At 45.1% G+C, this 15,416-nt stretch carries 13 protein-coding genes and 1 other RNA gene; 8 read left to right on the top strand and 6 right to left on the bottom strand.

Going from position 1 to position 15,416, the window contains the following annotated elements:
- Positions 1 to 15: 15 nt before the first annotated feature.
- A complete protein-coding gene (locus QJS83_RS01990; protein WP_284607279.1) occupies positions 16 to 990 on the bottom strand; it encodes a serine/threonine protein kinase in 975 nt (324 codons plus the stop codon).
- Positions 991 to 1,037: 47 nt separating this feature from the next.
- On the opposite strand from QJS83_RS01990, the gene QJS83_RS01985 reads away from it, so the two are divergent.
- Positions 1,038 to 1,793: a M48 family metallopeptidase gene (locus QJS83_RS01985; protein WP_284607278.1), complete on the top strand. Its 756-nt coding sequence runs from the start codon at positions 1,038 to 1,040 to the stop codon at positions 1,791 to 1,793.
- Here QJS83_RS01985 and QJS83_RS01980 read toward each other — a convergent pair.
- Positions 1,790 to 2,485, bottom strand: coding sequence for a phosphatase PAP2 family protein (locus QJS83_RS01980; RefSeq protein ID WP_284607276.1), 696 nt, complete (start codon positions 2,483 to 2,485; stop codon positions 1,790 to 1,792). The two genes, QJS83_RS01985 and QJS83_RS01980, sit on opposite strands and share 4 nt — an antisense overlap.
- A 124-nt stretch (positions 2,486 to 2,609) precedes the next feature.
- On the opposite strand from QJS83_RS01980, the gene QJS83_RS01975 reads away from it, so the two are divergent.
- From QJS83_RS01975 to ssrA, 4 genes are all read left to right on the top strand, one after another.
- Entirely contained in the window at positions 2,610 to 4,052 is a 1,443-nt protein-coding gene (locus QJS83_RS01975; RefSeq protein ID WP_284607274.1) for a proline-rich domain-containing protein, read from the top strand.
- Between the two features lie 176 nt (positions 4,053 to 4,228).
- Positions 4,229 to 5,098, top strand: coding sequence for a hypothetical protein (locus tag QJS83_RS01970; protein WP_284607273.1), 870 nt, complete (start codon positions 4,229 to 4,231; stop codon positions 5,096 to 5,098).
- Between the two features lie 154 nt (positions 5,099 to 5,252).
- The gene (locus QJS83_RS01965) at positions 5,253 to 6,386 is read left to right on the top strand and encodes a TIGR02147 family protein (RefSeq protein WP_284607272.1); all 1,134 of its coding nucleotides are present in this window, start codon (positions 5,253 to 5,255) and stop codon (positions 6,384 to 6,386) included.
- Positions 6,387 to 6,725: 339 nt separating this feature from the next.
- Positions 6,726 to 7,071: a transfer-messenger RNA gene (gene ssrA / locus QJS83_RS01960) on the top strand.
- 97 nt (positions 7,072 to 7,168) lie between these two features.
- Here ssrA and QJS83_RS17435 read toward each other — a convergent pair.
- Entirely contained in the window at positions 7,169 to 7,327 is a 159-nt protein-coding gene (locus tag QJS83_RS17435) for a transposase (RefSeq protein ID WP_350159168.1), read from the bottom strand.
- A 517-nt stretch (positions 7,328 to 7,844) separates the two neighbouring features.
- Here QJS83_RS17435 and QJS83_RS01955 point away from each other — a divergent pair.
- Positions 7,845 to 11,654, top strand: coding sequence for a type ISP restriction/modification enzyme (locus QJS83_RS01955; RefSeq protein ID WP_284607270.1), 3,810 nt, complete (start codon positions 7,845 to 7,847; stop codon positions 11,652 to 11,654).
- Between the two features lie 363 nt (positions 11,655 to 12,017).
- Here the strand turns inward: QJS83_RS01955 and QJS83_RS01950 are convergent, their stop codons facing one another.
- Positions 12,018 to 12,626, bottom strand: a complete 609-nt coding sequence (locus tag QJS83_RS01950; RefSeq protein WP_284607268.1) for a TetR/AcrR family transcriptional regulator — start codon at positions 12,624 to 12,626, stop codon at positions 12,018 to 12,020.
- 138 nt (positions 12,627 to 12,764) lie between these two features.
- Between QJS83_RS01950 and QJS83_RS01945 the strand changes: the two genes are divergently transcribed.
- Together QJS83_RS01945 and QJS83_RS01940 are read left to right on the top strand one after the other, a co-directional pair.
- The gene (locus tag QJS83_RS01945; RefSeq protein ID WP_284607267.1) at positions 12,765 to 13,145 is read left to right on the top strand and encodes a DoxX family protein; all 381 of its coding nucleotides are present in this window, start codon (positions 12,765 to 12,767) and stop codon (positions 13,143 to 13,145) included.
- A 16-nt stretch (positions 13,146 to 13,161) separates the two neighbouring features.
- On the top strand, positions 13,162 to 13,647 hold the full coding sequence (locus tag QJS83_RS01940) for an SRPBCC family protein (RefSeq protein ID WP_284607265.1): 486 nt from the start codon (positions 13,162 to 13,164) through the stop codon (positions 13,645 to 13,647).
- 7 nt (positions 13,648 to 13,654) lie between these two features.
- Here the strand turns inward: QJS83_RS01940 and QJS83_RS01935 are convergent, their stop codons facing one another.
- Complete coding sequence (locus QJS83_RS01935) at positions 13,655 to 14,170, bottom strand: cupin domain-containing protein (protein ID WP_284607263.1); 516 nt, start codon at positions 14,168 to 14,170, stop codon at positions 13,655 to 13,657.
- Positions 14,148 to 15,371, bottom strand: a complete 1,224-nt coding sequence (locus tag QJS83_RS01930; RefSeq protein WP_284607261.1) for an MFS transporter — start codon at positions 15,369 to 15,371, stop codon at positions 14,148 to 14,150. The genes QJS83_RS01935 and QJS83_RS01930 overlap by 23 nt, the downstream gene beginning before the upstream one ends.
- Positions 15,372 to 15,416 lie beyond the last annotated feature (45 nt).

Here is a 15,416-nt window from a genome sequence, read left to right as displayed (position 1 = left end):
GGTACCTTTTTCCCACTACCGGATTTGCCACGCGATTTTTTCAAGAGCTTCGACTTCTTCAGCCCAATATCGGAACGTGTTGAACTCTGGGAAAAGGCGCGGGAAGCTTGGGTCGTCCCAGCGTTTCGCAATCCACCCTGCATAGGAAATAATACGCAAACCTCTTAAAAGAGGAATCCAAGACCACTGATGATCAGGAAACTCGCGCAGTTCTTCATAGCCTTCGATGATTTGGAATTTTTCTTCGTCAAGACGATCGGCGTCCCCTGAAAGGAGCATCCAGAAATCCTGAATCACGGGACCATTGACGAAATCGTCGAAATCCACGAGGAAAAATTCTTTGCCATTATTGAGTAAATTTCCTTTGTGACAGTCGCCGTGAATACGAATGAATTCGGAAGGATCGAAAAGATCGTCGATCGCAAACAAGATATCTTCCGCTGCGATCGTGTAGCGTTCACGCAATTCAGGCGTAATCCAATCTTGTAGATTGTCCAAAGTGTTCCAGCCGCCATAATAGGTCGTATCTAAAACCGGACGGTGAGGCGCGCGTTTTTTTGCGCCGACGTTGTGAACTTGCGCCATTAAGCGGCCGACCTTTTTAAGTTCACCTTCTAAAAACTCTTGTGGCATGCGTCCTAAGACTTTGGGAAAGAAAGCGACATACATTCCGTCGGCTTCAAACACCGTCGTGTCGTGGCCTTGAAAAAGAGGAGCCACCGCGGGAATGCCCTCCGCCTTCAAAGAAAGAAGAAACTCATGTTCTTCCAGAATAGCTTCTTTGCTCCATCTTTGCGGGCGGTAAAACTTGGCAATCACGTTTTTAGTGTAACTGCTCGGATCAAGAGGTTGTTCCAAGCGAATATCAAAAACACGATTTTCATAGGAATTGAGCTGCGTGAATTCGCCCGTAGGATAAAACCCGGCATTTTCTGCGGCTTGCAGAACTTTTTCCGGATCGAGGTTATAGAAAGAAGAGGTTTTATCCATTCTTCCAACTTGCCAGTTTTTTCCGGTTAAGTCATTCTCTGACTGCAATGAGCGGCAAAGAAACCTTTCTCTTCGCAAAATGGCCTGTGGAAGTACACCGACGAAATTTTCGCCGCTCGGTATCTATTTATCTTTATCCCAATAAACCGATCAAAGTCGTCGCTGCGAAAAGCACTTCGCAAAAAGTCATCGTCGACTTCCTGATGGCGAAAAAAGACTGGATCGAAAAGAACTTCCTCAAGTTCTCTGAAATCGCAGAGAGGTTTCCGGATAAAAAGATCAAGGCTTACGAGAATTTTCCGTTTCTAGGTAAAGAAAGAAAACTCAAGGTCGTTATCACACTTAATAAAAAACCATTTGTTTCGGTGACAGAGGAAAATCTTCTTTTACACATTCCACGCAACCAGTGGAGTGCGAATTCTCTGCTCGAAGAACATCCCACAGCGCTGAAAGAAATACGTCACTTTTACAAACGCGAAGCCGTAACTTTTTTAAGCGAACGCCTGGAATACTGGTCAGCACAGATGGGCCTGCGCCCGTCGCAGGTGAAATTCCGTGAACAGCGCACACGATGGGGAAGTTGCTCTTCTAAAAAGAGTATCAACTTGAACTGGCGTCTGATTGTGTTTGCTCAAGAGATCATTGACTACGTCATCGTCCATGAGCTAGCGCATTTGCAGCATATGGATCACTCCAACAAATTCTGGTCGCTCGTCGAAACGCATATTGGGAATTATAAAGAGATCATGAAGTCTTTAAAAGAATCCCAATACCTCGTCGAATTTTTGTCAGAGCAAAATTAAGGATAAAGTCCGTTCTTGGTCTTTTTGCGCATGAGCTGCAGTGCGAGCAATGTTCCGATATAACCAACGGCCGCGCCCATAATAATGTCGCTGAGGAAGTGGTCATGAACCACAACGCGAGTGGCACAAATCAACATTGCGAAAGGAATCCAGAACCAGCGAAAGCGCGGGAAAGCCACACTCATCATCGTTGCTGCGGTGAAGATCACCTGCGAGTGGCCAGAAGAGAATGAATGCCAGTGCCAATGCGTTGTGAATGGATTGAAAACGTAAGGATCAAAGTCAGGCGACTTGTGAGGTCTTTGGCGGCCTGCGAGGAATTTAATAATGTGAGTCATCGCTCCACAGACAAGAAGAGCGACAAAGAAATTAAGTCCCCAGCGGCGATAGTAGTCGACCTTGTTGGGATGTTTTTTAAAAGCCGTGATTAAAGGAGCAATCCACTTCGTAAAAGCCCACGTGCCCAAAGCGAGAATGAAATAATACTCTGACAAACCAATGTCGGTCAGAATGCGCGCCCAGGCCCAGTAAAGATCTTTCACTTCTTTCTCTGCAAAATAAGCAGAGAGCGGCTGATCAATAAAGAGCATCGCCAAAATAGCCAAGACAAGTGCGCAAAAGAACACTTTAAGAATATGTTGAGTCAGTTTTTTGGGGTTGCTCAAGAGCTCGCCGAATTGTTGTACAGGCATGTAATTCCTTCCAGAACAGAGTCTAAATCGTAACTGTATTGCAATACAAGCCCTGATGAGGGGTGACGAATTCTGGCCCAAGGCTTGCTTAATGGTCCAGCGATAGAATACTTGGAGGTTTCTAATGCTACCTATGCTTCATAAGCACACGATGATCACGGCTGCGCTTGTCGCGACTCTCGGTCTTTCAGCGTGTGGAAAGAAAAAAGATTTAATTGAACAACCGGCTCCTGGTCAAACTTCTGACCAAACAGTCACTCAACCGAATCCAACACAAAAAACAGATGATACAAGCGGATCTATCGGCGGAGGTCTTCCTGATCCTAATGCTCAAGGAGATTCTGACTACAATCCACCTCTTCCAGAGCCAATTCCTGAGCCTAGTAAGCCAACGAAACCAGCTCCGACTCCTGGTAAAAAACCGGATGCTCCGAAAACGCAGCAACCAAAACCTGGTACGCAAGTTCCACCAGCTCCTCCAGCTCCAGGTCCTGTTGTTTCTGAACCGGCACGACCAACGACTCCACCGGTTGTGGATACTCGTCCCGCTCCAGGCGGTTTGACACAATTGCCTCCTGATTATCGTACGAACGATGCAGCGAACGTAACGCGTGATAATTTGACGAAGCGTATGACGGGTGCTGTGACTGAAGACGGTTTGGTTTATACATCTTCTTCCACAGACAATCTTTTGAACTATTTGAGAGCTCGTAACGAAAAAGTCAGTTATGAAACTCGTCGTTTGAATTTGGATGCAGCAGCTTCTGTTGTTTCCGCAAAGTTGAGCGTTGACGGTTTGTCTGGTGACGCTGTTGTGACTTTGAAAGTTCAAGAGGGTGGTTCTCAGAAGGTTTATAATCTTGCGGGCGCAAATGGCTCTGAGGGTTATGCTTCTCCGTTGAGATCTGTTCGCGCAGGTAACGGCGAAAGATCAACAGGCACTCGCGCTATCGAAGGTACTTTGAAATGTTTGGATCTTGACGGCGGTTGTGAAACGACTTTCGTAAGAGTCAAAATCGGTTCTTCTCCTGCAAGCGCAATCATTAACTTGGTTTTCAGAAATTCTGCGGCAGACCTGTACTTCCACTTACCGGCAGCAGGCAAACACACAGACAACCCAGAGTTCTTGTTGTTGCAAGAATTCATGTTGAGCACGATCCAAAGATTGGATGTTGATAACAAAGTGAAGACTTCAAAAATCTCTTCATGGGAAGTTGTTAACGGTCGCTCTGGATTTAACGTGGCGATGAAAGGTGTGAATCGTGAGCTTCTTGCTTTTGCGGGACCTCTTTTGGCTCCGGAAGCGGGAACAGGCGTGAATATCAACCTTTCTCGTATTGCTAAAGATCAAGAAGACACTTTGGATTTGATCTCTTTGGATAACACAAGATTGAACTATGCAAACTACATTGGCGAAGCTCGTTTGATCGCTAACAACGGTTTAGGACAAGTTCGTATCGCATTGAAAATGAGGAAACGTGGTGCTTATGCGCAAGATCAGTTCGCTATCACGTTTATGAGAAAGATCAAACCAATCGTTGATCTCACTGACGATAATTTGAAGTAATATTTAAGACATCATAGTTGTACTGTTCCTTTCTTAGGGATCGCGGAACCTCCAAGCCGCGGTCCCTTTTTTATTTGTGCTAATACCAGTTCGGTGTCGAAATGGCCCAAAATGCTTTGGTATGCGAGTTGCTTTAGGGGAGGATGGGGAATCACCAAAGAACCTTGGGGGACATAATGACTCTAAAAAATAGTATCTTAGCCGCTTTTGCTGTCATCACTCTGACTTCTTTAGCCGCTGAAGCTTATATTATTCCGGGCGATCGAGGCCCAGCGCCAATTCCAAGACCACAAGAACCGTTGCCTCCATATCCTGGAGACGACTTTGGAAATGGCAGTGGCCGCCAAGAGCAAAAAGTTATTTATTTAAGCCGTCGCGTTTCAAACGAAACATTGGCCCTTCGCCAATTGGCAGGCATCGGCGAAAACTATCGTGGCTATACAGTTGAATCTGTGATTATTGAAATTCGCGGCGCAGGTCCTCGTGCAGAACTGGCTCTTCTTACAGATGGCCGAGTTGAAGAAAGCGTTTACTCTCCGCAAAGAACAGTTCTTCTGCGCCCGCAATATCGTGCTGTGATCGGTGAAGACTTCCGCTCATTGCAATTGGATGTTCGTGGTGTTGTAGATATTCAATCTGTGACAATCAATCTTCGTGATGATGGTGGAGGCCGCCCAGGTCGCCCTGATCGTCCCGGCCGTCCTGGCAGACCGGATCGTGGAGAAGAAGTGCCTCTTTATGTTTCCACTCGTTTGTATGGAAACGATCGTCTTGATCTAACTCAATACATCGATATGTATCGCTACCGTGGTTATAAAATCCAAGCGATCGAAATCGATGCGAGCGCTGTTTACAACGTCGCTTTGCTGGATGTTTTGATTAACGGTTTCAATCAAACTCCGACAATTCAAGTGAGCCCGTACGGTCAGCGATACACTGTGCGCCCACAAAATAACGTGCTCGGTCAGGGTGCTGATAGCATCGTGTTGATTTCTCGCGGAGATCTCGACATTCGCGGGGTGACTCTGCGCTTGTCTCGCTACTAATAGTAAAAACAAACTCGACGACTGCAAAAGAGGCTCCTTGATGGAGCCTCTTTTTTTATGCCTTGCAATAAGTTAAGGGTCTTTGCACCAATTACGCTTGTTTTGCCGATTTAAATCAGGTGAACTATTTGGGTGCAAAGGAGAACTGATTTCTATGCAAAACAATCATCCTGAGTTTAGCAAAGGCAAAGAAATTTCAATGGGTTCGCTCGTTCCGCCCGTACTTTCTGATTATATGAACTATCGCCAGTTTTTGGCGGATTTCTATCAATACAAACGCAAAGCTTCGAAAGGCTCTTTAAGAGCTTATAACTATGCGGTTTTCTCTGCAGCGGCGAATATCAAATCTCCGAACTATTTGAAAATGATCATCGAAGGAAAAAGAAATCTTTCTGATGATATGATCGGCAAATTCGGTAAAGCTTTGGGCTTCATGAAAGAACAAACGGAGGAATTCCGTTTGCTCGTGAACTTCACGCAAGCAACAGATCCAGCTGAACGCAATATGTACCTCAAGAAATTGAGCGAGCATCGTGTCGCTGGCAAATTGAAATCTGGCGAGATCGATCGCAAGACTTGGGAGAAAGTTCCAAACTGGGTGGCGTGGATTATCTACGCTATGATCGATCAAGAGGGTGTGAGCTTCGACACAGCTTCCTTGAAAAATCTTTTGCGTGGAAAAGCTTCTGAAGACGAGATCGATACTGCCTTAACGACATTGATCAACTCTGGCGAACTTCGTCGTGACGAAGTGACGGGCGAGCTTAAAAAGAACCGCAGCTTGATTGAGTCTCCGGAAGATATCCCCGTTGCTCTTGTTCGTAAGTTACAATCGCAATTGATGTACTTGGGTCTTGAGTCTTTGTATCAAGATCAACCGACAGACCGTGAATTTGGAACGTTGACGATGTCATTGACGAAAGCGGAGTTCGAAGAAATCAAATTCAAACTTCGTCAGATGAGAAAAGGTCTTCACAAAGACAACTCTATCGCGCGCATGAAAGGAAAAGGGGAGAGAGTCTACCAACTCAACATCCAACTTTTCCCTGTCACAAACGCGGTTGAAAATCTTGCGAAAGAAACTGTGATCAAACCGTCTTTGGATGTGGCTCCCGAGACAGCGATCGTTGAAACACCGGTCGAAGCAGCTCCTGCTGCACCAGCGACTGTCGTTGCAGAAACTCCTGCGATGAACGCGAAACCGCAAGATCCTAATGCTAAAGATCCCCGCTCAAATGTGAGCTCACTCGCGGCCACTGCGGCCTCCGCAGCGGACCTTTTCCGTTAATTCTGCTTAATAATGGGGCTATCATTAAACGTGATAGCCCCTCGTGAAAATTTAAGAATCTTAAATTTTAGTGTCATTTCAGCCCCATTTTTTAGGCAGCACTGTGGATAACTCTGTGGAATAGGCCTATAAATGGTGGATATCTCGACCTTTTGGTGCGTTTTGACCCGTGCTTAAGTCAGGAACTCGTTAAGATCGTGTAACCTCAGCAAGTGGAAACTTCTGCGTCATTAAAAATTTAATCATTGAATGTGAGGGGTGAAATCGGAAAGGATAATCGATTTTCAATTTCTCGCTTCTTGTGAGAGAATGAAAAATCCAATTGTTAATCACACATATGGGGGCGTACTGGCTTCGACGTGGGTGCTGAAACATAAGGAGCATACCGGGGCGCATGAGGACCTCGATAAAAACGTGCATTTTGTAATTGGCAACGATTACGCACTTGCAGCTTAATTAGCTCGCACGATCAACCTTGCGGTGGTTCCGCGCTTGGATTGATCGTCATTTAGGGACCTCGGTGAGTTGGGTTTTCTCCAGCAGACTCGCTTAAATTTACTGGGGGAGTGTTCAGTCTGATTTTGTTAGTGGAAGCTGGCTGAACAAACTAAAACACTGACTAAGTATGTAGCGCCTTATCGCGGATCACTTGCGGACGGGGGTTCAATTCCCCCCGCCTCCACCAATTTCCGGTTACCGTAAAATCGAACTGGGTGAGTTTTAATAAAGACTCAGGTTCTACGGTTCTACTCGCTCCATGGTGGGCAATTTCAAAAAGTCATTTAAGCACAAGCATTTAGGTATCTGAGTCTATACATTTCAAAGCTCTTAACGCCGTAAGCTCGCTTCTGTACTAGCTTTGCTACATTGTTAAAACCTTCTGTTCTTGCGTTAGTAATACCGGTTTTAAAATAGTTCAAGATCTCATTTCGCCATTTCATAAAGATAGCTATCTAAAACGAACTAGATAGGCAGCTCAACGGGGACATGGGAGGGGGCACAACCTTTGATCCGCCGATTTGCCATTGAAGGATCGCGGTAGTACATCGAGGTAATACAACTTATTACACTCTAATCCGAATTGAATATACCGCAGCCAACTGCATGCGCTTTTGCGTGTAATAAAAATTCGGAAAAGATCCTTCGGCAATAATTTCGGGCGCATGGGATAGACATGACATTTTCAATCCATATATTAACGTGGTATTCGTAGCGAAAATTGATGTCTCAACTTTCTAAAGGCTAACAAGTTAATATACTCCAAAAACGGACCTAAGTGCTGGATGTATTATTGAGCTGGATGTTCAGCCTAAAAGTTGTCGGTAGAGAATCCTAGTTTCAGAACTTTCGTCGACGTAGTAACGACCAGCTTTTCGGATAGGTCTGCCAACATAAAGCTCCTTTGTATATTCTAGTTTATGAGGGACGTTCGAGTCAGGATGATTCGACAACAACATCATGGAAGATGCAGCATTTCGCACCTACATTTCAGAGGTTCAGAAACACTTTAAGTCTGGTGTTGCAACTGAACACACATACAGACCAGCACTAATTCAGTTCCTTAAAGAGATCTCAAGCGAGGAATTTGAAATTACAAATGAGCCTCGACGAGTTAACTGTGGGGCGCCGGACATTCTCTTGTCAGAAAGTGGTTTGCCGCTCGGGCACATTGAAACCAAAGACTTGGGCGCGGATTTAGACGATCTAGAAGAATCAGAACAGATTGTTCGATACAAAAAGGCGCTGCCAAATCTCATCGTCACTAACTACTTAGAGTTCCGATGGTATGTAGAGGGCTCTCTTAGAGACAGATTTAGTATCGCAGAACTCAAAAACAAAAAGTTGATGCAAAGCAAAGAAATGATTGAGGACTCAAAGTCCGTCCTCGATGCCTTTCTAAGAGTTCGATTGCCCATCATCACATCCTCGTCGGCACTTGCAACGCGGATGGCAGGTCTGGCTCAGCTAATTCGGTATGGCATTAAAAAGGCTCTTAAAGACGCAGATAAAGGAGGAAACTTATTCCATCAGCTTTCAAGCTTCAGAACAATCTTGTTACCTACTTTGGATGAAGATGAGTTTTCTGATCTCTATGCACAAACGCTTCCATACGGACTTTTTACTGCTCGCCTAAACATGACGAACAGTATTTTGCAGAGAGAAACCGCTTCCTACGCAATACCGAGAAGTAATCCATTTTTGAGGCGAATTTTCTTAAACCTTGCGGGACCCGATCTTGAGGACCGCGTAGTCTGGGTTGTCGAAGACCTTGTCAACCTAATGAACCGAGTAGACTTCAATGCACTGGCTGAAGATTTTCGCCAGGGGCAAAATACTGCTGATCCAATCATTCACTTCTACGAAACCTTCCTAAATGCTTACGACTCTGACTCACGAAAGAGCCGTGGTGTTTACTACACTCCCGTTCCTATCGTTAACTTCATCGTGAGAAGTGTCGACCAGCTACTAAAGGAAAAATTCGAAATAATTGATGGCCTTGCTGACGACACAAAGCTGACACTTGTTCAGAACGAAACGCCGAAAGAGTATCATCGCGTTACAATTCTCGATCCTGCGACCGGGACTGGAACATTTTTGAATGAGTCGTTCAAATTTTTAAAAAAGCAATTTGAAGGTAACGAGGGCCTCTGGCCAGACTATCTGAAGAAGAACGTGATACCTAGGTTCTTCGGATTTGAGTTCTTAATGACACCGTATATTCTGGCACATATGAAGCTGGGAATCGAAACAGAGGTGTTCTCACAAGAAGCTTCAGAAGAAGAGCGATTAAATATCTATCTGACTAATACTCTTGATGAGCCCAAAGCCACGGGTCAGTTGTTCCCTTTTGCAAGATGGTTGTCCGAAGAGGCTACCGCCGCAAACGCAGTGAAGAAGAGTGCTCCTGTTATGGTCGTAATGGGTAACCCTCCCTACGCAGTAAGCTCTCAAAACAGAAGCGATTGGATTAACGAGCTCATTAAGGACTATAAAACCGGCTTAAACGAAAAAAAATTGAATTTGGACGACGACTACATCAAATTCATTAAGTTTGCGCAATGGCGAATTGAACAGACGGGCCAAGGCGCAATCGCAATGATCACAAACCACAGTTTTATTGAGGGAATCACGCATCGGAGAATGAGAGAGAGCTTGCTAGAGTCATTCGATGAGATCTACGTCTTTGACCTACATGGGAATTCAGTTAAAGCCACCGAAACTCCTGACGGTAGAAAAGACGAAAACGTATTCGAGATTAAGCAAGGTGTTTCAATAAATTTGTTGGTCAGAAACGGTACTAAAACAGGAAAGTACGGTCGAGTCTTTCATCACGAAGCCTGGGGTAGTAAACAAGAGAAATACGATTATTTGGATGCAAATAGCTGGAAGTCTATTGAGTGGACACCGATTGAGCTGGACGAAAAGTATTTCTTTTTTGTACCAACCACGCATGATAGCGAAAGCGACTACACTAAATTTCCTTCTGTAGATGAAATATTCGTGGTGGGTAGTTCTGGTATTCAAACTAAGCGAGATCCGCTCTTTGTAGATGACTCAGCGGAAGCACTTGCGGAACGGTGGGAAGAGATTTTAGAAGATCCCACTGACGCTTCATTGCATGATCGTTTTCCGCTCTATGAGTCACCAGGTTGGTCGGTTAAAAAACTGGAGGACCTCGAATACTCCAGAGAGAATATCCGTCCGTATTGGTTTCGGCCGTTTGACAGAAGGTATATTTATTACGACCCGCAAGCGCTTGGAAGGGCTCGGGACAAAGTCATGAGGCACTTCCTAAATGAAAATCTTGGGGTAGTAACTTATAGACAAACAGTAGACGACGGATTTCGCCACGTTTCGTTTGTCAACGGCTTGGCAGACATCAACTTGGTAACCAATCATCACGTGTCAGACAGAATTTATCCGGGATTTCTTTATGAGTATTGGGATCTTTCCGAGGACGAAGCTCAATTGTTAGATCCGAAATTCAATGAAAATGGGCATGCCGAGCGAGTACCGAACATAAGTGCAAAATTCGCGAAGGTCTTAAGAACCGCGATAGGTGTTGAGCTTGTAAATGATACGACCGGCGCTGATACAACCTGCGGGGTCGCTGATGTAATGAATTATGTATTCGCTGTTCTAAATTCTAGCGAGTACCGCTCCCTCTACTGGGATTGGTTGAAAATTGAGTTTCCTAGAATTCCTCTCCCTAAAGACAGGGAAACATTCTGGAAGATAGTTGAGTTTGGTCGAGCGTTAACTGATTTGGTAAGTCTTCGAGACGTCGTCGGACGTGCACAATACATTGGAAAATTTCCGATTGAGGGCAGCGGGAAAATTCAAAAAGTGTCATATGAGGAAAACAGAATCTACATCAACAAAAAGCAGTACTTTGAAGGGGTCCCAGCAAGTGTCTGGCAGTATTCAGTCGGGGGATATCAAGTTTGCGAAAAATGGCTCAAGGAAAGAAAGTCTTTGGCCCTGACCAGCGACTCCATTAGGGACTTTCAAAAAGTGCTAACTCATATAAATCTTGTTGTAGAGAAAGTCAGCGCCTTAGATTCGATGCTCAGTGAGCTTGGAGGGTGGCAATCGATTAGCTTCGCTGGTTATATGGAAGCCAATGAGCCGCCTCAAATCTTTAATGACACTTCTATTCAGACTCACATTAGAGACCGTCTGGGGCTCGGTTGTCTAATTGTTGATGCGCATGAGAAACAAAGGCTAGGCCGGGTAAAGCTCGCAAAAGTATTTTATCTACTGGATCAATCATCACCATTGGACTTGAAGACAGAATACTACAGAGAGGCAGCGGGTCCTGTTGCCTTGCAGGCGATTTACGGCAAATCTTTTGGAATAGAAGCATTGGGTGTCAAAGAAGGCTTATTTAAAACTTCTGAAACAAAACTTCGAAAAAATAAAAAACTAATCACCTACAGTAAGGCAGACAAAATCTCTTTAGGTTCAAACTATATTAGGCAAAGACTAGGAAAGTCTTGGGACGAGGTACATTCCAAACTTGAAATTCTCACAAACTTAAATTCGATTCAGACGGAAATAGTAGCGACACTCTTTGCTTGTTGGAATGATCTGCTTCTGCAAAAGCAAAATCCGACCGATGATCAGATCGTGGCAGAGTTTAGGGACAAATGGAGTGAACGAAAAAAGCTATTCCCGCCGGAAAGACTAAGGAAGGCTCTTCTTTGGATGAGACAAAATGGTTTTGTACCGGAAGGCAAAGGGTCCAGAACAAGAATTCGGTTCTAGTATAACATTGATTTATCGCGTCCTAATCAAACCTACTCCCTAGTGGGTGCATAATTCTGGACACTTCTCTGGGCAAAGATAAAAAACCGATGTGTTTATTTAGGGTTAGCTGAGCCACCGGCGCCTCCACCAAATTAGAAAATAAAGAACCACCGCAAGGTGGTTTTTTATTTTCTAATTTGCTCGATGTGGAGTGATTGAACTCAAAGTGTTCAGGGGATTCACAAAAATGCCATGACGGCATTTTTGGGGTGCCGAAGGCAGCGCGAAGCGCCGAGGGGCAGGACGGCCCGAGCCCCATTCCTTCCGATTATTTAAGTAATAGTAGCTGAGGCTCCAAAAAATATTACTTTAAAGAACTTCTCAAGAAATCAAGGCCTCAAGATGCTGCTTCAGCGAGTTGTACATCGAATCAAAGATACGACGATCGTTCAACGCCTTACCCATCGCGAACGTGCCCTCTTGAAACGTCACTATATATTCCGCGAGTTCCTGGGTGTTCACGTTCTTACGCAAGTAGCCGGTTTGCTGGGCGCGCTTCAGGTGCTCGCGGGTTTTGGCGATCCAATCTTCTAAAACGGCGCGAGTCTTTTGTTTGAAGAGTTCATCCGAGCCCGCCATTTCTTGAGTGAGATTATTCAACGGACATCCAAGGGCTACGTATTCATCCGGCCAGTTATCAAAAGTGTTCTTAAAACATTTCAAGATGCCTTGAATCGGATTCTTGTAAGCGTTCAGCGGCTTAATCCAACGGTCCAGAATTCCCGTGTGGATGATTTCATCGACAATGGCATAGCCGACGTGGTTTTTTGTGGGGAAGTAGTGGAAGAAGGCCCCGATTGTGACATCGGCCTTGGCAGCCAGTTCGCGCACGCCAACACCATTAAAGCCCCGGCTATAGATTTCCATAAATGAGGCATTCAATATCTGGGCACGTGTTTTTTCTGGATCTCTTGCAATACGTTTAGCCATCAAATCAAATATATCAACTGATATGTAAATTGTCCATGGATATTACTTTATTAAAGCTGAAACACACTTAAAATTTACTTCTAAACATATCAAGTGATATGTAATAATACCGATAAAGACACACAAAAAGGAGCTTACATGACCTCAAAAGCAATATGGATGGGTAGAATCTTAAGCGGTTTGGCGATCGCCTTTTTATTGTTCGATGGCACCATTAAATTTTTTATGGATAAGCTTCCACCGGAAGCTCTAGAAGCCGGGGCTGCATTGCAGTGGCCGATGGAGCTTATGCCGACGGTAGGAACCATTCTTTTGATTTGCACTCTTCTTTACGCCATTCCAAAGACGTCGCTTCTTGGTGCGGTTCTTCTTACAGGATATTTAGGTGGAGCTATCGCAAGCCACGTGCGTGTCAGCAATCCACTTTTCTCGCACACGCTTTTTCCTCTGTATATTGCTGCTTTTATCTGGCTGGGTCTTTATTTGCGTGACTCCCGCCTTAGACAAGTCTTTCCCTAACTAATAAGGAGTAACTATGAATATCAAAGTCGATCCAAAACTTGATCTTGTGCTAGAAAAAATCGTTCCCGCAACTCCCGAGCAAATCTACAAAGCGTGGACGGACCCAGTTGGAATTAAAGAATGGTTTTGTCCGAAGCCTTGGCAAACTGTTGAGTGCGAAATGGATTTGCGCCCTGGTGGAAAATTCTTTTCCGTCATGCAAAGCCCTGAAGGACAAAAGTTCCCAAGTACAGGATGTTTTTTAGAACTCGTCCCTTATGAAAAACTTGTTTGGACGACGGCTCTGCAGCCAGGCTTTAGACCTTCACCAAAGCCGCAGAGTCCGCACGATTTAATGTTCACAGCCGTTCTGCTTCTGGAAAAGCATCCAGAAGGTACCAAGTACACTGCCATCGCGATACACCAAGACGAAGAAGGCCGTAAGGTCCATGAGCAAATGGGCTTTCATGAAGGCTGGGGCATCGTGGTTCAGCAGTTGACGGAGTATTTGAAGAAATAAAATCTCTTCATGAACCTTCAGTATACCGGCGCATCCTCTTCGCTTGCAGTTCCGTCTTAAGATCACAGCTTGTCAGACGAAACATTAAGACCGAATCCGAAATGCACTTTGTGTCGTGGATGTCGCCGGGTAAGTAAACTCGACTCTCGCCAGCTTTCATGCGGTACTTCTCGCGTTGAACTACAGCGGCGCCGTCTTGTCGCTTGATGTGTGCGTAAGTTCCCATCTCCATTTCGCCTCGTTGGACGGCATAGATAACCCATCCGTCTCCATGATTGTGCGGATGTCTATACAACCCTTCATGTTCTGTGTGCGCTATGAGAATGAATCCATGCTCGGGGTCATGATACAGCTCGCGACTTTCAGCAAAGTCTTCCTGAAGATCGGCAAGCCAGGGTTCAGTGACTGGTGCTCGTACAAGCTCATTCATCAGAGCTTGTGCTTTCGCTGCAAGTTTCGAATCCAATGGCCCCCAGACCTGACGAAGTTCTTCGATAAATTTAGTTAACGAATCTTTTTCCATAAGTTCTCCTTTTTTGATGTTTGAGTTGGCTGATTAACATAAATGCGATCAAGAATGCCGCGACTGAAAACGTTACTTGGAACCCGTCTGAAATAGTTTTTTCAGTCGGGTGCGAAAAAATGCCACCTATCAAATAGGTTCCGCTGATAAGTCCCAGGTTGCGTGAGAGATTTAAAGCTCCGGCTGCGACTCCGCGATGTTCAGCGCGAGAGTTTTTCATGAAGCTGTTTGAATTCGCGGATAGAAAAAGCTGATAGCCAGAACTTAGCAGAATTGCCGAAAGCACAAACCCCAAAGAGCCAAAATATTTGGGCAAGAATATAAATGAGATAGTTCCAACTAACGCCTGCACAAATCCGATTTTAATAACGAGGCGACAGCCAAAGCGATCCACTGCATAACCAGCAACGGTTCCAGAAAGAATCGAAGTTATGGGACCTGCCGACATCACAAGTCCCATATGGCGGGGATCAAGATGAAGAACATGGGTTAAATAAAAGGGCCCGACGATCAAAGTTGAAACCATGACGGCGGAAATGGCGAGGTTTGAAAAAAGATGCACTCTTACAGAAGAGTCCGAGTAGAACGCCCTAATCGAGTCGATAAAATGACCGTGCTGATCGAGATGACTTGAGTGTTCATTCAACCGAACGAATTTGAGAGCCAATAAAAGAGTGAAGACTCCAAGTGCAGTCAGTGCAGAGAAAACGGAACGCCAACCAAACTCCGCTATTAAAATGCCTCCGATCGACGGGCCTGTTGCGGTTCCTATGGCTGACATGGTGGCAAGAAACCCCAGAGCTCGACCCATTTTCTGCTTGGATAAGACATCTGTCACGATAGCGATCGGAAGGACTGCAAGAGCGGCGGCGCCAACTCCTTGTAGAACTCGACTGATAAGCAAAACAGGGAGCGAAAACGAAAAAGAAGAAGCAATCGTTCCCAAGTTAAACAGGGCGAGACCCCAAAGAAGAATGTTTCGTCGTCCATTGATGTCTCCGACTCTGCCGACAACAAGACTCAATAATGTGATGGCTAGCAAGTAAGAAAGAACAATCCATCGTGCTGCCGAAAACGAAAGCGAGAATTCAGCAGAGATAGCTGGCAAAGCAAGATTGGCCATGCTCGTACCGGACGAGACCAGAAGAGCTGATAATGCCAGAGTTCCTATTAACATGTTGAGTTTGAAACGTGATTCCATGAAATCAGTGTGCAACTTCAAGTCGACTTTAATTCAAGGGGAGTT

Origin of the sequence: Bdellovibrio sp. 22V (assembly GCF_030169785.1) — a bacterium.
Classification (GTDB): domain Bacteria; phylum Bdellovibrionota; class Bdellovibrionia; order Bdellovibrionales; family Bdellovibrionaceae; genus Bdellovibrio.
This window is presented reverse-complemented; position numbering and strand designations above follow the sequence as displayed.